Annotated in this window: 17 protein-coding genes; 2 read left to right on the forward strand and 15 right to left on the reverse strand. The window is 64.1% G+C overall.

The window, feature by feature from the left end:
• Positions 1–183 precede the first annotated feature (183 nt).
• Complete coding sequence (locus tag BXY53_RS13630) at positions 184–1,605, reverse strand: ABC1 kinase family protein (RefSeq protein WP_119062603.1); 1,422 nt, start codon at positions 1,603–1,605, stop codon at positions 184–186.
• The gene (locus BXY53_RS13635) at positions 1,602–3,497 is read right to left on the reverse strand and encodes a M3 family oligoendopeptidase (protein ID WP_119062606.1); all 1,896 of its coding nucleotides are present in this window, start codon (positions 3,495–3,497) and stop codon (positions 1,602–1,604) included. Before BXY53_RS13635 ends, BXY53_RS13630 begins: the two co-directional genes overlap by 4 nt.
• A 280-nt stretch (positions 3,498–3,777) precedes the next feature.
• Here BXY53_RS13635 and BXY53_RS13640 point away from each other — a divergent pair, with 280 nt between their 5' ends.
• Entirely contained in the window at positions 3,778–5,268 is a 1,491-nt protein-coding gene (locus BXY53_RS13640) for a sigma-54-dependent transcriptional regulator (RefSeq protein WP_119062607.1), read from the forward strand.
• Positions 5,269–5,270: 2 nt separating this feature from the next.
• Here BXY53_RS13640 and BXY53_RS13645 read toward each other — a convergent pair whose 3' ends face one another.
• The 5 genes from BXY53_RS13645 to BXY53_RS13665 all read right to left on the reverse strand — a co-directional run bounded on the left by BXY53_RS13645 (position 5,271) and on the right by BXY53_RS13665 (position 11,341).
• A complete protein-coding gene (locus BXY53_RS13645; RefSeq protein WP_119062654.1) occupies positions 5,271–6,782 on the reverse strand; it encodes an AMP-binding protein in 1,512 nt (503 codons plus the stop codon).
• A gap of 41 nt (positions 6,783–6,823) precedes the next feature.
• Positions 6,824–8,269 (reverse strand): acylating sulfoacetaldehyde dehydrogenase, encoded by a 1,446-nt coding sequence (sauS, locus tag BXY53_RS13650; protein WP_425359191.1) that lies wholly within the window; start codon positions 8,267–8,269, stop codon positions 6,824–6,826.
• A 68-nt stretch (positions 8,270–8,337) separates the two neighbouring features.
• Positions 8,338–9,315 carry a tripartite tricarboxylate transporter substrate binding protein gene (locus BXY53_RS13655; protein WP_119062609.1) on the reverse strand — a complete coding sequence of 326 codons (978 nt, stop codon included), beginning with the start codon at positions 9,313–9,315 and terminating at the stop codon, positions 8,338–8,340.
• A 41-nt stretch (positions 9,316–9,356) separates the two neighbouring features.
• Positions 9,357–9,830: a tripartite tricarboxylate transporter TctB family protein gene (locus tag BXY53_RS13660; protein WP_210209251.1), complete on the reverse strand. Its 474-nt coding sequence runs from the start codon at positions 9,828–9,830 to the stop codon at positions 9,357–9,359.
• The gene (locus tag BXY53_RS13665; protein WP_119062610.1) at positions 9,827–11,341 is read right to left on the reverse strand and encodes a tripartite tricarboxylate transporter permease; all 1,515 of its coding nucleotides are present in this window, start codon (positions 11,339–11,341) and stop codon (positions 9,827–9,829) included. Before BXY53_RS13665 ends, BXY53_RS13660 begins: the two co-directional genes overlap by 4 nt.
• A 114-nt stretch (positions 11,342–11,455) precedes the next feature.
• On the opposite strand from BXY53_RS13665, the gene BXY53_RS13670 reads away from it, so the two are divergent.
• On the forward strand, positions 11,456–12,508 hold the full coding sequence (locus tag BXY53_RS13670) for a LacI family DNA-binding transcriptional regulator (protein ID WP_119062656.1): 1,053 nt from the start codon (positions 11,456–11,458) through the stop codon (positions 12,506–12,508).
• Here BXY53_RS13670 and BXY53_RS13675 read toward each other — a convergent pair.
• The 8 genes from BXY53_RS13675 to BXY53_RS13710 form a co-directional block, all read right to left on the reverse strand.
• A complete protein-coding gene (locus BXY53_RS13675) occupies positions 12,505–13,182 on the reverse strand; it encodes a cupin domain-containing protein (RefSeq protein ID WP_119062657.1) in 678 nt (225 codons plus the stop codon). The two genes, BXY53_RS13670 and BXY53_RS13675, sit on opposite strands and share 4 nt — an antisense overlap.
• Before the next feature lie 115 nt (positions 13,183–13,297).
• Positions 13,298–14,377 carry an ACR3 family arsenite efflux transporter gene (gene arsB / locus BXY53_RS13680; protein ID WP_119062611.1) on the reverse strand — a complete coding sequence of 360 codons (1,080 nt, stop codon included), beginning with the start codon at positions 14,375–14,377 and terminating at the stop codon, positions 13,298–13,300.
• Positions 14,374–14,904 (reverse strand): arsenate reductase ArsC, encoded by a 531-nt coding sequence (locus BXY53_RS13685; RefSeq protein WP_119062612.1) that lies wholly within the window; start codon positions 14,902–14,904, stop codon positions 14,374–14,376. Before BXY53_RS13685 ends, arsB begins: the two co-directional genes overlap by 4 nt.
• Positions 14,897–15,253, reverse strand: coding sequence for an ArsR/SmtB family transcription factor (locus BXY53_RS13690; RefSeq protein WP_119062613.1), 357 nt, complete (start codon positions 15,251–15,253; stop codon positions 14,897–14,899). Before BXY53_RS13690 ends, BXY53_RS13685 begins: the two co-directional genes overlap by 8 nt.
• Positions 15,254–15,343: 90 nt before the next feature.
• Positions 15,344–16,882, reverse strand: a complete 1,539-nt coding sequence (locus BXY53_RS13695; RefSeq protein WP_119062614.1) for a tripartite tricarboxylate transporter permease — start codon at positions 16,880–16,882, stop codon at positions 15,344–15,346.
• Positions 16,879–17,388 (reverse strand): tripartite tricarboxylate transporter TctB family protein, encoded by a 510-nt coding sequence (locus BXY53_RS13700; RefSeq protein WP_119062615.1) that lies wholly within the window; start codon positions 17,386–17,388, stop codon positions 16,879–16,881. Before BXY53_RS13700 ends, BXY53_RS13695 begins: the two co-directional genes overlap by 4 nt.
• Positions 17,389–17,430: 42 nt before the next feature.
• Positions 17,431–18,411, reverse strand: coding sequence for a Bug family tripartite tricarboxylate transporter substrate binding protein (locus tag BXY53_RS13705; RefSeq protein ID WP_119062616.1), 981 nt, complete (start codon positions 18,409–18,411; stop codon positions 17,431–17,433).
• Positions 18,412–18,539: 128 nt separating this feature from the next.
• The gene (locus BXY53_RS13710; protein ID WP_119062617.1) at positions 18,540–20,042 is read right to left on the reverse strand and encodes a CoA-acylating methylmalonate-semialdehyde dehydrogenase; all 1,503 of its coding nucleotides are present in this window, start codon (positions 20,040–20,042) and stop codon (positions 18,540–18,542) included.
• Positions 20,043–20,078: the final 36 nt, after the last annotated feature.

Here is a 20,078-nt window from a genome sequence, read left to right on the forward strand (position 1 = left end):
CCGCTCATCGCCCTGACCGCCGTCATGCGCAAACTCATCACCATTGCCAACGCCAAACTGCGCGATCACGCCATGCTCAAAACATGGTAGATCCAGCCCGCTGGGTCCACTTTACTGGAGTGCGTCGCTCCGCTCGTAATGGCATTCCTCGGGTGATATGTCGGCGGCGAATCGCCGGAAGGGCTAGACGACCATCGTGCCTTCGCCGCCATGCACCGGCAGCGGCACGCCTGCCTGCTCGAACGTCTCCTTCTGTCGCGCGCCCACCTCGTCGATATCGAAATCCTGAATCGTCTCGTTGAAGAGACGGTGGAAATTCATCTCCGCGTCCAGATGCAGGAACACGCCGCCCAGCCCGATCGCCGCGCGGTCCATGAAGACGAACTCGCGCGGGACGCGCACCGGTCCTTTCTCTTGCAGCGCCTTGTGCACCGTGAACGCCTCGCGCCGGCCGTACTGTCCCGGTGAAACGCCTTCGGCAATGCGGCGGGTCCGGTCGTCCAGTAGAGGCCCGTAGATGAACCGCGCCCAGATGTTCAGGATTTCGATGACCTCGTAGGACAGGCCGACAAAACCCCAGGTTTCGTAGGCGTGGACGATCAGGTCGCGGTCGTCGTGCAGGAGCCCGCGATAGAGATTGATCACGCCCTCGACGAAGCGCGGCGCGAAGGTGCGGATGCAGCCGTAGTCCAGGAGATTGATGCCGGCGGGCCGCCCGTCCTGCTCGAAAATCGTGTAGTTGCCCAGATGCGGGTCGCCGTGGATCGCGCCGTAATGGCTGAACGGATACCACCACGCGCGGAACATCGCCCGCGCCATCTGGTTCCGATCCTCCTGCGGGTGGGCCTTGTAGTGCATGAGGGGCGTGCCCTGCATCCAGCTCAGGCTGAGCAGGCGCTTGGTCGTCAGCGAATCGTAGACCTTCGGCACCTCGATCAGATCGTCACCGTCGAAGATCAGCCCATAGAGCTTGGTATGACGCGCTTCGAGGTCGTAATCGAGCTCCTCATAGAGCCTGGCTTCCAGCTCTGCGGCGATCTCCGAGGTGTCGATCGCCGGGTCCATCTGCTTGTGGATACGCAAAAGCCAGCGGAACTGGTTGAGGTCGGCCTGCACGTATGACTGCATGTCCGGGTATTGCAGCTTGCACGCGAGCGCCTCGCCCTCATGCGAGCGCGCCTTGTGCACCTGCCCGAGCGAGGCCGAGGCGACCGCCTCGCGCGAAAATTCGGCGAACCTTTCTTGCCAGTCCGGCCCAAGCTCGGCGGCCATCCGCCGCTTGACGAACGGCCAGCCCATCGGCGGCGCCTGCGACTGAAGCTGCGAGAGCTCCGCAGCGTACTCTGGCGGCAGCGCGTCCGGGATCGTGGACAGAAGCTGGGCGACCTTCATGATCGGCCCCTTCATCCCGCCGAGCGCCTTCGCGAGCTGCTGCGCGTTCTTGTCGCGATCGAGGCTGAAGCCGAAAAGGGCATTGCCCGCCAGACGCGCGGCGGTGCCGCTGACGCCGGTGCTCACTTGCGCATAGCGGCGCATCCGGCGCGAAAAGCGGTTGGCCTCCTCGTCGCGCGGGGCGGGCGGACGGGTCTCGTCGATGTCACTCATGCACGGGTTCCAACGCTGGCCTCGGTTCTCTCGATCTCGTCGATCATGCCTTCGATGACGCCAAGGCCCATTTCCCAGAAGTCGGGCTTGCGGGCGTCGAGGCCGAAGGGGGCCAGCAACTCACTGTGGTGTTTGGTTCCACCGGCGCGCAGCATGTCCATGTAGCGCTGCTGGAAGCCGGCATCGGCGTTTTCGTAGACGGCATAGAGCGAGTTCACCAGGCAATCTCCGAACGCATAGGCATAAACGTAGAATGGCATGCCGATGAAATGCGGCACGTAAGACCAATACGTTTCATACCCCTCACCCAGATGAACGGCGTCGCCCAGACTTTCGCCCTGGACCTCCATCCAGATCTCGCCGATGCGCTCGGCCGTCAGTTCGCCGTGCTCGCGGCGCTCGGTGTGCACGCGGCGCTCGAAGATGTAGAATGCGATCTGGCGCACGACGGTGTTGAGCATGTCCTCGACCTTCTGCGCCAGCAGCGCGTGGCGCTCTTCGGGGCTCGGTGTACGCTCCAGGAGCGCGCGGAAGGTCAACATTTCACCGAACACGCTGGCGGTTTCGGCAAGCGTCAGCGGCGTGCGCGCCATCAGCGCGCCCTGGTCGTTCGCCAACCATTGATGCACGCCGTGGCCCAGCTCGTGTGCCAGCGTCATGACGTCACGCGGTTTCCCAAGGTAGTTCAGCAGGATGTAGGGATGCGCGCTCGGCACGGTCGGGTGCGAGAAGGCGCCCGGCGCCTTGCTCGGCGTGGCCGGCGCGTCGATCCAGTTCTTGTCGAAGAACTGCTCGGCGATACCCCCGAATTCCGGCGAAAACCCGTTGTACGCGCCGAGCACGATGTCCCGCGCCTCGTCCCAGTTGTAGACGCGATCCGGCGTGTGCGGTAGCGGGGCGTTGCGGTCCCAGTAGTCCAGCCGATCCTTGCCGAGCCAGCGCGCCTTCATCCGGTAGTACCGGTGCGAGAGATTGGCATACCTGCTACGGACTGCCTCGACCAGCGCGTCAACGACTTCGGGCTCGACCCGGTTGCTCAGGTGGCGCGAGGCGGCGACATCTTCAAAGCCGCGCCAGCGGTCGGAAATCTCCTTGTCCTTGACCAGTGTGTTCATCACGAGGGTGAACAGGCGGTTGTTCTCACGGAAGACCTTGGCAAGCGCGTGCGCGGCCTTGCGACGCTTGCTCTCGTCCGGGTTGGTCAGGAGCGTCAGTGTCGGCTCGAGCGAGAGCTGCTCGCTGTCGACCTCGAAGCGAAGGGCAGAGATCGTCTCGTTGAACAGCCGGCTCCAGGCGCTGCGGCTGGTGACCGACTTGTCGTGGAAGAGCAGCTCCAGTTCCTGGGCGAGCTGGTAGGGCTTGTCTTTGCGGATGTCCTCCAGCCAAGGCCGGTAATGCGCGAGCGCCGGGTCACCCAGCGCGCGCTCCAGCGTCGCGTCGTCGAGCTGGTTCAGTTCAAGCGTGAAGAAGACGAGCTTGGAGGTGATGGCGGTCAGCTTGTCCTGAATATCACCCAGCAGTTTGGCGCGGGCCGGATCGGCGGTGTCGGTCACATAGTTCAGATGCGCGTAGGCGGCGATGCGCCCGATCAGATCGTTGAGTGCCTCGTAGCGCCGCACGGCCTCGGCTAGCCGGGTACCGGCGCCCGTCGCCGCAGCAATAGCCTCGATGCTGCCCTGGTAGTCACGCGCAAAGTCTGTCGCTTCGGTCTCCGCGCGCGCCACGTCATTCCACAAATCCTGTTGATCAGGCGCGGAATACAGCGCGCTGAGGTCCCAGCGCGGCAGATCACCGAGTGTGGTGCTCGCCTCCTGCTGGGCGCCGTCCGCGGAATGAGTCGGGCGGTCGAAGGGTGCGGTATGGGCCGCAAAGGCGTCAAACCAGTCTCTCATGAGCGATAAAGCCTTGTTTTCAAGCGGTCTGAGGGTTCTTGACGCGCGGAAAGGTTGTCAGCGCGGGCTGACCTGTAATGTGCGCTGCGCCGGGCGCGCCCGCAAGAGGCTCGGCCAGCGGCATCAACTGGCACATCCGTTCACGCAGACTTAAGCAGCATCTCAGAAAGGACGTCACGTCCCGGTGCGGGTAAATCGCTCCTTTACACCTCCTTTCGACAGTTGAGGGTTACGGGTGTGGCGGCCGTTCGCGGCCGGTTTGCGACAAGAGTATGCGTGAATGAGCGAAAACGTGCTGATCTTCGAGGGGGACGCCGCACGCGTCGCCGCGCTCGTGGCGTGCGCTGAACGCGCGGGGTTCTCCTCCGAAGTGGCGGGAACGGACGACAAGGCTCTGGAGCGGGTGCGCGAGCGCCTTCTCGAATTTTCCCTGATGATTTTGGGGCCGGGGCTGTCCGTGGCGGGTGTGTCCGCGCTGCTGGAGGGCCTGCGGCAGGAGCCCGATGCGCCGCCCGCGCTTGCTCTGGTGGAGGAAGAGCATCCGGAAACGACCACTGAACTCATGCGGGCCGGTGCGTCCGAGGTCCTGCCCATGTCGGCGGGGGACACAGCGATCTGTGCAGCGATCCGGCGTGTGGATGATGTTGCGCATGTTCAAAGCGATCTCAGCCGCATCAAGGGCCATTCCGCCGCCGCGATACGGCTCGATGATCTCAGGGGGGCTGGCGATGACATGGATAGGGCCGTCGCGCTGGGGGAACGCGCCGCGCGGATGCAGATGCATGTTCTTCTCGAAGGAGAGCTTGGGGTCGGCAAGCGGCTGATGGCCCGCGCCATCCACGCGGGCAGCGACCGGGCCGCGCGCCCCTTCATCGAGGTGGATTGCGCCCGCATCGCTGGCAATGACGCGGAGGCCGTGCTGTTCGATCGCCGGCAGGGGCTCTACTGGCAGGCCCGCGGCGGAAGTCTTTTTCTCAACGAGATCGAGGTGCTGCCGCCGGGCGCGCAGGTGCGCATCGCCACCTTGATGGAGGAGCCGGACCGCACGGCGCGCGAAATCTTTCACGATAACAAGCCCGAAGTGCGCCTGTTGGCCTCGGCCAGCCGGGACATGCTGGCGCTGGTGAAAGCGGGGGCGTTCCGCGAGGATTTGTTCTATCGCCTGAACATCTGCCCGATCTGGCTGCCGCCGCTGCGCCGAAGGCGCGAGGACATCGCCGGGCTGGCGCGCGGGCTCATGCGGGCCTTCGCGCTGGAAACAGGCCGGCGCATCGAGTCGCTCAGTCAGGACGCGGTGGACCTGCTGGGCCGTTATGATTGGCCGGGCAATCTGTTCGAACTCGAGCGCGAGATGTTGCGCGCGGTGCTGCTGGCGGATGAGCGCGAGCTCGCACCGCGCCATTTCCCGCGCGTGCAGGCGCTTGCCGGGCTGCCGGAGCCGCAGGCAGCACGACCGCGGGTGGCGGCCAAGCGCATGCGAACACCGGAGCGCAGGGCGCCTGCGCGAAAGGGCGGCGGGGCGTTGGTCGAAGGGATGCCGACGACCACACTCACTGGCGAAGGTGGCGGCGTCTCGGTCGGCATACCCGCCCTCACCGAGCGTGGCGAGGTACGCTCGCTGGAAGAGGTCGAGGCTGACATGATCCGCCTCGCCCTCGGGCGTTATCGCGGTTCCATGACCGAGGCAGCGCGGCGGCTCGGGATCGGCCGCTCCACGCTCTATCGCAAGATCCGCGAGTTCGGTCTCGACAGCCGGGGCGGGTCGCGCTGACTTCAGGCTTCGGTGATTTCCGCCAGCTTGAGCCGCTGGATCTTGCCCGAGGGGCCTTTCGGCAGTTCGGGCAGGAAATGCACCCGGTCCGGTGCCTTGAAAGCGCCCAGTGTCTCCCGGCACATGGCGATAAGCTCTTCTTCGGATACCCCGGCTGAGGGCTCCACCTTCACGCCGGCTTCGACGCGCTGGCCGTAGTTCGGGCAGGGGCGCGGAAAGGCCGCCGCCTCGATGACCGCCGGATGCGCGTAAAGCGCCTCGTCGACTTCACGCGGGGCGATGTTTTCGCCGCCCTTGATGATGAGTTCTTTCGAGCGCCCGGTTATGTAGACATATCCGTCCTCATCCTTGCGGCCCAGATCGCCAGTGCGGAACCAGCGGTCGGGCGTGAGGGATTCGCCCGTGGCTTCCGGGTTCTTGAAGTACTCCTTCATCACGCTGGGGCCGTGCACCGCAACCTCGCCCTCGACGCCTGGTGGCAACTCGTTCATCTCGGCGTCAACAATGCGCACATCGCAACCAAAGGGGATGCCGGGCGAGCCGATCTTGCGCGTGCCGGGCGGCAACGGGTTGGAGAGGATTTGCGCGGCCGTCTCCGTGAGGCCCATCGTCTCGATGATCGGCACGCCGAAGCGGGACTCGAAGGCGCGCTGCACCTCCGGCGCCAGTGGGGCAGAAGCCGAGCGCCCGAAACGCAGATGCGGCGGTTTCTCCTCGGGGCCATTCGCTTCCTGGCTCTCGTGCAGCAGGTAGGAAATCTGGGTCGGTACGACGCTGAACCAGGTGCAGTCGTACTGGCGGATTTGATCCCAGAATTTGCTCGCCGAAAACCTTTTGGGCATCACGACAGAGCCGCCGGAGACCAGCGGGCCCATGACGGTCACGCAGAGCCCGTTGATATGATAGAGCGGCAGCACGCACAGCGCCCGGTCACGCGGTCCGAGATGGTGCGCGTTAGTCGCGCAGGCGCCGCCCGAGATGAGGTTGGCGTGGCTGAGCAGACAGCCCTTGGGCTTGCCCGTTGTACCCGAGGTATACATAAGAAGCCCGTCGGTGTCCGGGCCGAGAGCGGCCTCGGGGGCCGGCGCGGGCACACCGTCTGGCGGTGTTGTCTCGCTCATCTCCATCAGCCGCGGCGCACTGGTCTCGCTCAGCGCCGACTCGACCAGCCCACGCTGCTCGGGCGAAACCAGCACCAGACGACACTCCGAATGGTCGAGCACATAGGAGATCGTCTGCTGTCCGGCGACGAGATTGATCGCCGTTGCGCGAAACCCGCCGTACAGCGCCCCCAGGATCGCGATTGCCGTGCCGGGACCGTTAGCCATGGCGTAGCCGACACTTTCGCCGGGCTTCACTCCCGCACCGGCGAGCCGCGCGGCCAGCGCGGCGGTGTGTCGCTTCAGCGCCCCGAAGGTGATCTCCACGCCGCTTTCCGGCTCGATCAGATAGGTGCTGTCCGGCTGATATGCGGCACGCGCGTCGATCAGGTCGCGGATCGAAAATGTTTTCATCCGCGCGAAAACGTTGTCCGATGTCAATCCATCAAGCGGGCTCATTTTCCGGCCTCGGCCCAGTAGTCCGCGAAAATCTCGTCCACCGTGGGCGCACGCGGCGGAATGGGGCGCGCAACCTTTGTGATGTTGAGGAAGTGCCGGTAGTGGAGATTGTCGTCGATCGAGTTGCCGCCCCAGGTGCCGCAGCCCATGGAGAGGGAGAAGTGCAGGCCGTTCTCGAACGAGCCGCCGGTGGCGAAGCAGTGCGGCTGATTGAGGATGACGCGCGTGGTCGGAAGGTCCTGGCCAAGCTCGACGGCGCGGTCATCGCGCGTGCTGTGCAAGCCGACGGAATGCCCCGCGCCCTGATGCAGGAGGATGCGCCATGCCTTGTCCTTGGCGTCAGCGAAATCCCTGGCGGTGTAGAGCGCGGTAATCAGCGAGAGCTTTTCGCCCGAAAGCGGCTCTTCCGGCCCGATGGCATCGGCGGGCGCGAGGAAAAAGCGCGCCGTTTCTGGCTCCGGGACCTCGATGCCCGCCACGCGCATCACGGTAGCGGCGTCCTTCGCGATCATTTCGCGGCTGAGCTTGCCGTTCTGCCAGAGGGCTTCCTTGACCTTTTGCGTCTGCGCCGCATCAAGCAGCCGGCCGCCGGCCGCGTACGCGGCTTTCAGGAACGCGTCGCGGACCGCGTCGAGGACGATCACAGCGTTTTCCGAAGAGCACGAGGTGGCGTAGTCGAAAGTCTTTGAAGCTGCGATGCGTTTGGCCGCCTCCTCTATGTCAGCGGTTTCGTCGACGATGACTGTCGCATTGCCGGTGCCTACGCCGATCGCGGGCGTACCGGAGGTGTAGGCGCGGCGCACGTTGTCCTGACTGCCGGTGACGATGATCAGATCGACCGTTTCCATCAGCCTCTGGGTCTTGACCTTGGACGGCGGCGCCGGGACCATTTGCACGAGATCCGGGTCCTCGCCGATCTTGGCAAACTCGGCGTGGATGTAGCCGATCAGCCGCTCACAGGCCTGAGCGCCCGCGGGCGAAGGCGAGAGGATGATGGCGTTGCCGCATTTGAGCGCATTGATGATGTTGTTCGCCGGCGTCGCGACGGGATTGGTCGAAGGCGTCACGGCACCGACCACGCCCACGGGTCGCGCGATCTCGGTCAGGCCCAGCTCGGGAACCTCTCGGACGATTCCACAGCTTTTGGCCTCGCGGATATCGCGCAGCAGGCCTAGCGTCTTGCGGTGGTTCTTGGCGACCTTGTCCTCGACATTGCCGAGACCGGTCGTCGCGACGGCCAGCTCGGCCATCTCGCGATTTCGCGCCGGTTCCATGATGGCCCAACCGACGGCGAGCGCGGCGCGATCATATCGCGCTTGCGTCGGCTTCGCCGAAAAGCGGGCCTGAGCGGCGCGGGCGCGCGCCACCGTTTCATCAACGGCGCGGATTTCCTCGGAGGTGGTGTCCGTCTGGTGCAGTGCGGTCTGGGCAGTCATTGGAATCAACCATTCACAGGTGCATCGGGATGCAGACGGGGCATTGGCCCCGTCTGCGGATCTGGTTGTCAGGTTTACAGGCCCGCCAGCAGGTCCTCCAGATAGGTCTGGCGCTTCTGCCACATCTCCTGGACCTCGGCGCGGCTCATGATGCGCAACGGGGAGCCACCGGCTTCCATACGCTTCTGCACCCGCGGATGCTTGAACATTTCCGGGATGCGCGCGGCGAGGAAGTCGATGCGGTCCTGCGGCGTGCCCTTTGGCACCATGATGCCGCGGAAGTTCACCGAGGAGTCATCAACTTCAATGCCCTGCTCCATCAGGGTCGGAACGTCGGGCAGGAACTTCTCGTTCCGCTGCACGTCGGCGACGCCCAGGATCTTGACCTGGCCGGCTTCGCGGGCGCGGTAGGCGTCGGACAGGTTGTTGATGCCGGCCATCACGTCACCGGCGATCACGGCCTTCATCGCGGCCGCGCCACCCTGGTCGTTCGGGATGTAGGCCATGTCAGCGCCCGTGGCATCTTCAATCTGAAGCGCAGCGATGTGGTGGCCGACGAACAGCCCCGCACCGGAAACCGTTAGCTTGCCGGGGTTCTCCTTCATGTAGTCCACGAGTTCGGTCATGTCGTCGAACTCGCTGTCGGCGCCCACGACCACGACCGCCGGGTCAGCGCCCCAGTTGGCGATCGGCTCGAAGCTGTCGATCGAGTATTTCACGCCACCCTTGATGGACTGCGCGATGAAGTGCGGCACGTTGTAGGCGCCGAGCTGGTAGCCAGTCGGCTCGGCCTCGGTGGCCATCCAGTTCCAGCCCACGCGGCCGCCAGCGCCGGGCTTGTTCACGATCACGGTCGGCTGACCAAGGAAGTCCTCGTTCGCCGAGACCATGGTCACGATGCGCGCCTGGAAGTCGGTGGCGCCGCCTGCGCCATAGGCGACCATCAGCGAGACGGGCCGTTCGGGATAGTCCTGGGCGGAGGCCGACAGAGGCAGCAATGCCATGAGTGCGGCCGCAGAGGCGGTCGCGAGGGTCGCTAGGAGTCTTCTCATGGGTCGTCTCTCCCTAGTTGGGTTGCTGTTGTACTGGTGGTTTAGAGATAGAGCCCTCGGGGCATCTGTACCTTGAGCAGAAGCGTGAAGAGGGCATAGATGACCGCCATGAAGGCGGCCGAGATCACGATCCGCTTGATCCAGCCCCGGACACTGGTGATCGGGGTCGGGTCGTAGATCGTGAATAGCAGAAGGAATGCGGCTGTCGAGGCCGTGTAGAAGCCCAGCGTCTTCGCCGCCCAGAACACGTAGATCAGGATCAGCGCCACCCCGGGAGCAAGGTTGAGCGCGGTCTCCGCGCTCAGGCCCGTGCCGACACGCGAGATGCCAAGCACGGCGCGCGCCAGGCTCCAGAGCGCCAGCACCAGCATGAACACGGAGATCAGGCGTGGGAACAGGTAGGCCCCGGCGGGCTCCTGCGTGAAGCTGATCCAGGTGACGATCGCCGCCAGCGCCGTGACGATGACATTCGGTGCCAGGTGCTGGAGGCGTTTCGCGGTCGACATCTGGCTCATGTCTGTACCTCCGCCGTGCGCGCGCGGCGCGCGCGCGGTCCCATGGTTGACCAGAAGCTGAAGGCGACGGATGCAATCACCAGGCCAATCAACACGAGGTTCAGTGTTCCGCTCAGGAAGTAGTGGGTGCGGCCGACCGTGGCATCCGCGATCATGCTGCCCTGGAGGAAGTTGTTCTCCGCGATCGGCCCGAGGATCAGGCCGAGCACCAGTGGTGCGGCGGAAAAGCCGAACCGCTCAAGGAAATACATACCCACGCCAAGGGCCAGCATAACATAGACATCGCCCATGGACTGCTGGACGGAGTAGGAGCCGAACACGGCCAGGATCAGGACCGCCGAGGCCAGAATCGGCGTCGGGATGCGCGCCACACGCGCGGCCAGGCTGGCGACGTACAGCCCGAAGAGCACCATCAGGATCTGGCCGATCAGCATGGAGTTGATGAAGGTCCAGGCGACATCGGGGTAGTTCGTGAACAGCATCGGCCCTGGAAAGATGCCGTGGATCAGCAGCCCGCCGAGGAGCACCGCCGCCGTTGGACTGCCTGGAATGGCGAGCGTCAGCAGAGGCACCAGCGAGGGGCCGACCATCGCGTTGTTGGCCGACTCCGCGGCGACCACGCCCTCGGGATGGCCGGTGCCATATTTCTCGGGCCGAGACGACCACTTTTTGGACTGGTCGTACGCCACAAGCCCCGCGATCTGGCCGCCGACGCCCGGGATCAGCCCGATGATGGAGCCGAAAACAGTTCCCAGCCCCAGCGGTTTGAGGTTGGAGAACATCTCGCGCACGGAGTGCAACACCTTGTTCGGACGCACTTCAATCACGGAAATCTTCCGCGGCGTGCGGCCCTGCGTCAGCATTTCCAGGACCTGCGGGATAGCGAACAGGCCGATCAGCGCGGCGATGATGTTGATTCCGCCCGTCAGCGCGTCGTGAAAGACGAAGCGCTGCGCGCCCTGGATATCGTCGTAGCCGATCGTGGAAAGCCATATGCCCAGCGCGCCGGAAAGCAGGCCCTTGATGGTCGATTTGGTGTCCAGTGAGCCGATCACCGTGACACCGAGAATGGCGAGCCAGAAAAGATGCGAAGGCCCGAAAGCAAGCGCCCACTGCGCCAAGACTGGGGTAAGAAAAATCAATAGCATAACGCCAACGATGCCGCCGACCCCTGAGGCCAGAAACGACATCTGCAAGGCGCGCGCGCCCTCGCCCTTCTTGGCCATTTCAAAGCCATCAAGAGCGGTCGCGATATTCGCCGGCGCACCGGGAATTTTCAGAAGTATTGCACTAACGGCTCCGCCCGCGACTGTCGCAGTATAGGCTGCGCCAAGCAGAATAAGACCTTGCACGGGCGTGAGATGAAAGGTAAACGGAATCAGGAGGGCGACCGCCATTGTCGGAGAAAGCCCCGGCGTTGCGCCCAGGATGAGCCCGCCTATCGTACCGCCGAGCAGGAGCATGAAGGCGACGGGCTCGAACACCGCGCCAAAATAATTGACGAATTCCATATGTCAGCCCTTGACGTTTCCTCCGCTGGCCGGTTTAGCCCGGCCTTATGACGATTTAGCGTAGCAGATGAAAATTTGTTTGCAAATGTTTTCATATCCGATACAAACGAGCGCATGAGGAAGAAGTCGAAACGCACGGCGCCAGGCATCGTCCAGGTGGCGCGGGCGGCGGGGGTCTCGCCGGCGACGGTTTCGCGCTTCTACAACTCGCCGTCGGTGGTCCGGCCGCCGACGCGCGAGCGGATCGAGCGGGCCGCCGCCGAACTCGGCTATATCCGCAATCGGGCCGCCGGCGCGCTGCAGAACCGGCGCTCCGGTGCGGTGGGGCTGATCGTGCCGACCATCGACAATGCCATCTTCGCGGAGGTGATTCAGGCGTTTGCCACGCGCTTGCGCGCTTCCGAGCGCACTTTGCTCATTGCCGCGCACGGCTATGATCTGAATGTGGAAGTCGAACTGTTGCGCTCGCTGCTGGAGCACCGCGTGGACGGTGTGGCGCTCGTCGGTTTCGATCACGACGCGGAAATCTTCAAGATGCTAAAAGGCCAGGGCACGGCGTTCCTGTCCATGTGGAATTACCGCGCCGACTCCGACATTCCCTGTATCGGCACCGAAAACGACCAGGCGGGGCGTACCGCCGCAAGGCATTTGCTGGACCTTGGCCATCGGGATATTGCGCTGATGTTCCCCGACGTGAACATCAACGACAGGGCGCGCGACCGTATGAATGCCGTCCGCGACGAGGCGGAAAAGGCCGGGATTGACATCCCGGACCACCGGATCATCGACTGCTCGTACAACATCACCGAGGCCAAGGCGAAAGTGAAGGCGATTTTCGATGCGCCGAACCCGCCGACTGCGCTGATCTGCGGCAATGATATCATTGCCCACGGCGCGATTTATGCGGGGCAGGCTCTCGGGCTCGAACTGCCGCGCGACCTCTCGATCGTGGGGATCGGGGATTTCAAGGGCTCCGCGGAGATCGAACCGGGGCTGACCACGGTGCGGCTGCCGGCGAAGCGAATCGGACGCGGCGCAGCGGACATGATTGCCGCGCTCATTGACGGCCGCTCACCCGAGCCGCCGCAGGTGCTCTTGCCGTCAGAGTTGATGCTGCGCAACTCAACCTGCGCGCCACGGGAAAGCGCGGTCCGCGCCGTCAGCTAGCGGCGCGGCAGGTGCCCGCGCTTGATCCAGAGCAGACAGCCTTCGGGGCTTTCGATGCCGTGGCGAGTCCCGGCCGGATTGCGGACCCAGGTGCCCTTGCCATAGGTCCCGTTTTCGTCCTGAAAGCTGCCGGCGATAACGAAGATCTCGTCCCCGCCTTCCATTTCGGCCGGCTCGATGGAGCCGCCGGGATCCAGCTTTTCGAGCGTGACGCGCTCATCCGGTCCCTCGAACAGCGGAATGATATGATGCGCCGGCGTCTCGCCCGCCTGCCATTCGGCCTGGTTCGAGTCAACGACCACCCGCTGCGTATCGTCGTCGCGCATCTGCCGCAGCTTAACGAGGATTGTGCAGCCCTCGCGCGAAAACGGCTTGTGGCTCGACCCCGGCGGATTGCGCACATAGCTGCCGGCGGGGAACTCGCCCGTTTCGTCGCAGAAGGTCCCGCTCAGGACAAAGAACTCCTCGCCGCCCCCGTGCGTGTGCTCTGAAAAGCTGCTGTCCGCGGCATAGCGCACGATGCTCGTGGCGCGCGCGACCTCGCCGCCGTCGCGCTCAAGCGGGCGGCGCTCCACGCCGTCTTCCGGCGATGCCAGCCATTCCAGCTCGTTGCTGTCAACCACGGCGCGCGCGGTCAGGTCTTCGTTGACCGGCTTCGGCTCCATGTAGCTCATACTGCGAACCTCATGCGTCAGTGTTGCCCGATCGGCGCGCATTCTAGCGCGCGAGCGCGCGCCTGTGGGCAGCCGCGCCCAGTTTTCCAACACTTCTTGTCCGCCGGCGGAGCCGTCAAGAGGCGCGTGCATCTGCCGGCAAGGTCCGCGGGAAGTAACGCCGCCCGAACCAGAGCGCGACGCTCACCAGCGTAATCAGGACGGGTACCTCGACGAGTGGGCCTATCACGGTTGCGAAGGCCACAGGGGAGGCCAGCCCAAACGTCGCGACGGCGACGGCGATCGCCAGCTCGAAATTGTTGCTCGCGGCCGTGAAGGCGATGGAAACGGTACGTGGGTAATCCGCTTCGATCACCTTGCCCATCGCGAACGAGATCAGGAACATGATGAAGAAGTAGATCGCCAGCGGCACCGCGATGCGTAGCACATCGATCGGCAATTTCAGGACCATCCCGCCCTTGAGCGAGAACATCGCCACGATGGTGAACAGAAGCGCGATCAGCGTGATCTTGCCGATGCGCGGAGCGAACGCGGTGTTGAACCAGGTCTCGCCTTTCAGCCGGATCAGACCATAGCGCGAGATCACGCCGGCGGCGAACGGTATGCCGAGATAAATCCCCACCGCCTCGGCGATGGTGGCAAACTGGACGTCGATCACCTGACCCTCAAGGCCCACGAGCGGGGGCAGGATCGTCAGGAACAGCCACGCATACACCGGGAAGAACAGAAGCTGGAAGATGCTGTTGAACGCCACCAGCCCGGCGACGTACTCGTTGCTCCCGTGCGCCAGCTTGTTCCACACGAGCACCATCGCGATGCAGCGTGCCAGTCCGATGAGGATGACGCCGGTCATGTAGGCCGGGTAATCCGCGAGGAACAGAACGGCCAGCGCGAACATCAGTACCGGCCCGATCAGCCAGTTCTGAACGAGCGAGAGCAACAGCACACGCCAATCCGAGAATACGCGGGGCAGTTCTTCATAGCGGACCTTTGCCAGCGGCGGATACATCATCAGGATCAGACCGACGGCAATCGGAATGTTCGTCGTGCCGACCGAGGCGCTGTCGAGAAGCGGCGGGAGCCAGGGGAGCGCGCTTCCCAGCGCAATGCCCAGCGCCATCGCGGCGAAGATCCAGAGCGTGAGGAAGCGATCGAGGAAGCCGAGTCGGGGCCGAGACTGTGCGATTGCGCTCATGTCTGTTGCGTCTTCTGCATGGAGGCGTCGCGTGCGGTTCTGCCAATCTGGTCCACGCGTTGCTGGAGGCTCAGCTTGTCGAGCGAATCCAGCGGCAGGTTCGTAAAGATGCTGATGCGCTGATAGAGCATCCGGTGCGCATCGGCGAAGGCGAGACGGCGCTCGGCATCCGTGCCGGTCGCGGCGGCGGGGTCGGGGATGCCCCAATGCGCGGTGATTGGCTGCCCGGGCCAGATCGGGCACGGCTCGGCGGCGGCGCTGTCACAGACGGTGAAAACGAAGTCGAGATTGGGCGCGTCCGGCGCGGCGAATTCATCCCACGACTTCGAGCGGAGGCCGCTGACGTCGTAACCGAGCTCCGCGAGCATGTCGCGGGCAAATGGGTGGATTTCGCCGCGCGGGCGGCTGCCGGCGCTGTGGGCGCGGAAGCGGCCGGCGCCGAGCCTGTTGAGGATGCATTCGGCGATTACCGAGCGCGCGGAGTTCTGTGTGCAGAGGAAGAGGACGTTCAATGGCGCGTCAATCATCGGGGGCCTCTGGCGGAGTTGGACAAAGCCGGGCCGCCGTCGCCAGATCACCGCAGAGTTCGGGACGGCCTTGGCAGCAATCTTCCGTGAGGAAGGCGAGCAGGTCGCGCATTCCGTCGATGTGTACCGCGTAGATAATGTTCCGGCCCTGACGGGTTGAAACCAGCAGGCCTGCGCGGTCCAGCTCCTTCAGATGGAACGAGAGGCTGGTCGCGCCGATGCCGAGCCGCTCGGCCAGTTCGCCTGCCCGCATTCCGGTCGGCCCCGCTTTCACCAGATTGCGAAAAATCCGCAGGCGATGTTGATTCCCAAGCGCCGCGAGCGCCTGCACCGCTTTCCTGTCATCCATAGAGTATATAGTACATGAATTATTGAAATATCAAACCAAAAAAATGGCCGCCGCGCGTCGCCGCGGCGGCCTGAGGATAGCGCAGGCCGGCTATTTGTGTTCCAGTGCCTCCGAGGCTTTTGCAGCCTCCTCGGCCTCGCGTTTAAGCGCGATCCGGTCCTGCCAGCCGCGGAATGCCGCCAGCGCAATGCTGAGTACGGTCAACCCCCAGAACACCCACGTGATGGTGCTGCGGAAGAAGATCTCGATATTGGTCTGGGACATCAGCATCGACTGACGGAAGTTGTCCTCGACCTGCGGTCCGAGAATGAAGGCGATCAGGAACGGCGCGGCCGGAATGTTCGTCAGCCACATGAAATAGCCGAGGATGCCCACGCACATCATCACCAGGACATCGAACAGCGAGTTGTTGATCGCGAAGCTGCCGTAGGCGCACAGCACGAGAACCGACGGCATCAGGACAGATTTCGGGACTTCGGCGATGCGCCGGAACATGCGGATCGCGATCGAACCGAAGATCAGCAGGAAGATCGAACTGAGCATGATGCCGACGAACAATGCATAGATCAGCACCGCGTTCGTCTGGAACAGGATGGGGCCGGGTTGCAGTCCGTGTACCATGAACGCGCCGAGAATCACGGCTGTGATGACGTCCCCCGGGATACCGAGCGCCAGCAGCGGGATCAGGGTTGCGCCTGCAACGCCATTGTTGCCGGCTTCGGACGCGGCCACGCCTTCGATCTCGCCCTTGCCGAAATTGGTTCGGTTCGGGGAGGTCCGGCGCGCTTCGGAGTAGGCGACAAAAGCCGCCGGCGCGCCGCCGATGCCGGGGATCGCGCCCATGATCACGCCGATGCCGCTGCTCTTGAAGATGGTCTTCAGGATGCGGCGGAACTCGGCGAACTTCAGCCCCGCCTTGCCGAGCGACATGACCTTGCCGTCGCTCAGCACCGAGCGCTGCGCGTAGACGATCACCTCGGGGATGGCGAACAGGCCGATCAGCACCGGGATGAAGTTCAGCCCGCTCATCAGGTTGGTTTCGCCGAAGATGAAGCGGTCCGTGCCGTAGACGAGATCAAGCCCAACCGTGGCGAGCAGCAGCCCCAGCCCGGCGGAGATCATGCCCTTGAGCAGCGAGTCCCCGGACACGCCCGCGATGACCGTGAGTGAGAACAGCATCAGCGTAAAGTATTCGGGCGGTCCGAAATTCATCGCCAGCGCGGCGAGCCAACTGGCGAAGACGATCAGCGAGAGGTTCGAGACGAAATCCGCGATGGCCGAGGTATACAAGGCGGTTTGCAGCGCCTTGCCCGCTTCGCCCTTCTGCGACATCGGATAGCCGTCCAGCACGGTGCAACTGGAGGCGGGCGTGCCGGGTGCCTTGATGAGAATGGCGGGGATCGAGCCGCCGAAGATACCGCCCTTGTAGACCCCCAGAAGCAACAGGATGCCGACGATCGGGTCCAATGCGAAGGTAAACGGCAGCGCCAGGGCGACGGCCATGGTCGCGCTCATGCCGGGAACCGCGCCCACGACCACGCCAATGGCGACGCCGCCGGCAAGCGCCATGATGTTCGTAACGTTGGCAAGCAGGCCAATTGCCTGGAGGAGGGCGTCAATCGTGCTCATGGGAACATCAGCCATTCACCGCCGGGGATCGGGACATTGGCGACCTTGTAGAAGAATAGATAAAGCAGCATCGGCAGCACCGGTGTCGCGATGATCAACAGCCAGATTTTGGGCCGTGCCGCGGTCAGTCCGACAGCCAGCAATGTGACCATCGAGGCGGGAACAAGGCCGATCTTGATGATCAGCCAGTAGTAGATGAACATGATGGCGATCACCGCAATCGCCCGGATCTGACCATTCCAGCCGGCCTGCTTCTCTTCCTCATCGACATCGGCGGACTTGTGCGGGACGATTTCGCCTCTATTCCAGGCGATTGCCGCGCGCACGAACAGGAGCGCCGACATGGCCAGCAGAAACAGCGCGATGATGTTCGGCCAGAAGGCCGGTGACATCACTGGTGAGCGCACGCCGGAGGGGATCGTGATGCCGGCGGGAATGACGACCAGATAGAGCAGGGCCGACAGCACGGCCAGCCCTGCACCAAGCCAGAGATCGCGATATGTCATCGAATGACTCCAGCCTTTTCAAACGCGATGCATGCGCAACGCTTACTCGACTTCCATGCCGAGTTTGACGACCAGTTCGCGGAAGACCTCGTACTGGTTATTGATGAAGTCGATGGACTCCTGAACCGACATCTGAACCGGGACCGAGCCGAGGTCGCGCGCCTTCTTCAGGAAGTCCTCGTCCTCGCCAACCTTCTGAAGCCATTCGCCCCATTTGGTCTTGACCTCTTCAGGCAGCCCCTTCGGCCCGGCAATGCCGCTCCAGCCGACGAGCGCGTTCAGTTCCGGGTGGCCGAGTTCGTTTACCGTGGGGGCATCAATGCCCGGAACCGGCTCTTCGGTGGTCACCAGCAGCGGGCGCAGCACGCCGTTCTTGATGTGACCGGCAAGTGCCGAGGAGTTCGTGCAGATGAAGTCTGCGTTACCGGTGATTACGGCGGTTGCCGCCGCGCCGCCGCCGCGGAAGGGCAGATGGATGAGCGCCTCGTTGGCTTTTTCCACGCCATAGGCATCAATCACCAAGGGGGAGGAAAGGTGAAGCAGCGAACCGACGCCGGACGAGCTGTAGCTGACGGAGCCCGGGTTCTCCTTGATCCTGGAGACCAGGTCATCCATCGACTCGATGTCGGATTCGGCCGAGACGGCGCAGACCACCGGATTGATCTCGAAAACGCCGATGTAGTCGAAGTCTTCTATGCTGTAGGGCAGCGTGGCCTTCATCGCCGGGTTGACGGTGTGCGAGCCGACGCGCGCGACCATCATCGTGTAACCATCCGGCTCGGCGTTGGCGACCGAGGCCGTGCCCGTAACGCCGCCGGCGCCGGTGCGGTTAACGGGCAGGACCGGCTGCGGCACATATTTCGGGGTGACCGAGGCCAGGTTGCGGCCCGCAATGTCGGTCGCGCCGCCAGCGCCATACGGGATCACGAGCGTGATCGGACGCTCGGGATATTGCGCATGCGCAGCCACCGCCGAACAGGCAAGGGCGAAGGCTGCGGCCAGGAACTTTGCAAGTATTTTCATCGTTGGATCTACTCCTCCTAGGGGTTCTCTCCGAGTCTGTGATTATGGGCCGTTGCAACGGCCTCTGACTGGCGCGACGTGAGGAACCTCCATGGCCGCGCCACGAACCATGAAGGGCACGCCCGGCCTCAGCCGAGCGTGGGGATCGTGTATTCCGAGCCGCGCACGCCCTTGGGCCAGCGGGTGGTCATGGTCTTGAGCCTTGTGTAGAAGCGTACGCCTTCCGGGCCATGGATGTGGTGATCGCCGAACAGCGACTGTTTCCACCCGCCGAAGCTGTGAAATGCCATTGGCACCGGGATGGGCACGTTGACGCCGACCATGCCGACCTCGATGTCCTGCGTGAACTGGCGCGCCGCATCGCCGTCGCGCGTAAAGATCGCTGCGCCGTTGCCATAGGGGTGCTTGTGCACCAGATCCACGGCCTGATCATAGTCGTGGGCGCGTGCCACGGACAGCACCGGACCGAAAATTTCGTCCTGCCAGATCGACATGTCGGACGTCACACGGTCAAAAAGGGAGCCCCCGATGAAAAAGCCGTTCTCATAGCCCTGGCGCTCCATCTTGAATGCGCGCCCGTCGACAACGAGTTCCGCGCCTTCGGCCACGCCTTTGTCGATATAGCCGCGCACCCGCTCAAGCGCCTCCGCCGTGACCAGCGGACCCATCTCGACGCCATCGTCCACGCTCGGGCCGATCTTCAGATCGCGCACACGCGGCGCCAACCGCTCGACCAGCGCGTCGGCCACCTTGTCCGTGACCGGAACCGCGACCGAGACGGCCATGCAGCGCTCGCCCGCCGAGCCGTAGGCTGCGCCCATGAGCGCATCGACAGCCATGTCGAGGTCGGCATCGGGCATGATGACCATGTGGTTTTTCGCGCCGCCGAGCGCCTGGACACGTTTGCCGTTCGCCGTGCCGGTCGCATAGATGTATTTCGCGATCGGCGTGGAGCCGACGAAGCTGACGCCCTGGACGTCGGGGTGGGTCAGCAGCGCGTCGACGGCTTCCTTGTCCCCCTGGACAACGTTGAACACGCCCTCCGGCGCACCCGCTTCCGCCAGCAGATCGGCGACCATGAGCGAGGCGGAAGGGTCGCGCTCAGAGGGCTTCAGGACAAAGGTGTTGCCGCAGGCGATGGCCACCGGATACATCCACATCGGCACCATGGCGGGGAAGTTGAACGGCGTGATGCCCGCCACCACGCCGAGCGGCTGCCGGATTGCATGGCTGTCCACGCCGCTGCCGACTTCCTCGCTGACTTCGCCCTTCAGAAGCTGCGGCATGCCGGCAGCGAACTCGGCGACCTCCAGCCCGCGCTGCACCTCGCCCAGCGCGTCGTCGTGCGTCTTGCCGTGCTCTTCGGAAATCGCCTCCGCGAGCTTGTCGGCGTTCGCGCGCACCAGCTCCTTGAAGCGGTCGATCATGCGCGCCCGGCGCAGCACGGGCGTGCGCGCCCAGGCGGGAAACGCCTCCTTGGCTGCGGCGACGGCGCGTGCCACGTCATCGATGCTGGCAAGCTGAACCTGCCGAACAACCTCTCCGGTGGCCGGGTTGTAAACGTCGGCGGTGCGTCCGCCTGTGCCGTCCACGCGCTGGCCGCCGATATAGTGCTTGATCTGGTCCATGATCGCTTCCTCGCCCTTGTTTTTGGCGCAGCCTTACCT

The sequence above is a fragment of the Dichotomicrobium thermohalophilum genome (assembly GCF_003550175.1).
GTDB lineage: Bacteria > Pseudomonadota > Alphaproteobacteria > Rhizobiales > Rhodomicrobiaceae > Dichotomicrobium > Dichotomicrobium thermohalophilum.

Bases quoted from the DNA above. Each gene is read 5' to 3' on its own strand.
- BXY53_RS13685 (WP_119062612.1), bottom strand. From the start codon at position 14,904: ATGATTGACGCGCCATTGAACGTCCTCTTCCTCTGCACACAGAACTCC.
- BXY53_RS13630 (WP_119062603.1), bottom strand. From the start codon at position 1,605: ATGAGTGACATCGACGAGACCCGTCCGCCCGCCCCGCGCGACGAGGAG.
- BXY53_RS13655 (WP_119062609.1), bottom strand. From the start codon at position 9,315: ATGAGAAGACTCCTAGCGACCCTCGCGACCGCCTCTGCGGCCGCACTC.
- BXY53_RS13670 (WP_119062656.1), top strand. From the start codon at position 11,456: ATGAGGAAGAAGTCGAAACGCACGGCGCCAGGCATCGTCCAGGTGGCG.
- BXY53_RS13705 (WP_119062616.1), bottom strand. From the start codon at position 18,411: ATGAAAATACTTGCAAAGTTCCTGGCCGCAGCCTTCGCCCTTGCCTGT.
- BXY53_RS13635 (WP_119062606.1), bottom strand. From the start codon at position 3,497: ATGAGAGACTGGTTTGACGCCTTTGCGGCCCATACCGCACCCTTCGAC.
- BXY53_RS13660 (WP_210209251.1), bottom strand. From the start codon at position 9,830: ATGAGCCAGATGTCGACCGCGAAACGCCTCCAGCACCTGGCACCGAAT.
- BXY53_RS13665 (WP_119062610.1), bottom strand. From the start codon at position 11,341: ATGGAATTCGTCAATTATTTTGGCGCGGTGTTCGAGCCCGTCGCCTTC.
- BXY53_RS13640 (WP_119062607.1), top strand. From the start codon at position 3,778: ATGAGCGAAAACGTGCTGATCTTCGAGGGGGACGCCGCACGCGTCGCC.
- BXY53_RS13675 (WP_119062657.1), bottom strand. From the start codon at position 13,182: ATGAGCTACATGGAGCCGAAGCCGGTCAACGAAGACCTGACCGCGCGC.
- BXY53_RS13695 (WP_119062614.1), bottom strand. From the start codon at position 16,882: ATGAGCACGATTGACGCCCTCCTCCAGGCAATTGGCCTGCTTGCCAAC.
- BXY53_RS13645 (WP_119062654.1), bottom strand. From the start codon at position 6,782: ATGAAAACATTTTCGATCCGCGACCTGATCGACGCGCGTGCCGCATAT.
- BXY53_RS13700 (WP_119062615.1), bottom strand. From the start codon at position 17,388: ATGACATATCGCGATCTCTGGCTTGGTGCAGGGCTGGCCGTGCTGTCG.
- arsB (WP_119062611.1), bottom strand. From the start codon at position 14,377: ATGAGCGCAATCGCACAGTCTCGGCCCCGACTCGGCTTCCTCGATCGC.
- BXY53_RS13690 (WP_119062613.1), bottom strand. From the start codon at position 15,253: ATGGATGACAGGAAAGCGGTGCAGGCGCTCGCGGCGCTTGGGAATCAA.